The sequence below is a fragment of the Roseibium sp. RKSG952 genome (assembly GCF_009711355.1).
Window position 1 is genome coordinate 1 of record NZ_SMMF01000343.1, and the last position, 664, is coordinate 664.

At 61.7% G+C, this 664-nt stretch carries 1 protein-coding gene and 1 pseudogene; both read left to right on the forward strand.

What is annotated here, in order from left to right; genetic code table 11:
• A pseudogene (locus E1297_RS00965) lies at positions 1-464 on the forward strand (hypothetical protein); the annotation flags it as partial.
• Positions 448-664: hypothetical protein (locus tag E1297_RS00970; protein WP_155132766.1), on the forward strand; the 217-nt coding region annotated here is incomplete at its 3' end. The pseudogene E1297_RS00965 and the gene E1297_RS00970, both read left to right, overlap by 17 nt.

Here is a 664-nt window from a genome sequence, read left to right on the forward strand (position 1 = left end):
ACAGTGCGGATCGAGCCGGTGTTTCCGTATATCACGGGCGAGTGGGAGGTGACGCTGTGAAGCTCAATCTCTCAGGCAATTTCGAGGCGCGGCGGCAGGCGGCATTGGCCGAGATCGACCGGCGCGCAGAGGCCGCACGGCTGGCGCAAATCACCGATGGCGCGGGGCAGTCGATGACATACACCCGAAAGCTTTCCGAGGCGTTGGATCTGGAAAGTGGCGGCATCGGCCCGTGGCCGCATCTGGCCGGAGAGGTGGGCGTGACCGGCGCGGATGAAACTGCCGTAGCCGCCGTGATCATTGCCCAAAACAATGCGTGGGTTACCGCCTCTGCGGCCATTGAGGGGCGGCGCATGGCGGCAAAAAAACAGGCCCGCGAGGCCGAGACACAGGCAGAGCTGGACGCGGCGCGGGCCGTGGATTTCAGCACGATCCAGGAGACAGGGAATGGCGACGACGAATGAAAACGCACTTGCTGCACTAAACCAGTTGTTGAATGATTATGGCGGCATCGCAGTACTTGGCGATGACCAGACAATCACGCTGGATAAATCTGCCGCCAACCGCATCGCAGCCCTGATTCTCAAAACGGGCGGCTCGGATCGCTGGCAGATCGGCACATTCGGAAATGACCATCTGGTTTTGCAGCGCTCGACCGGGGCCG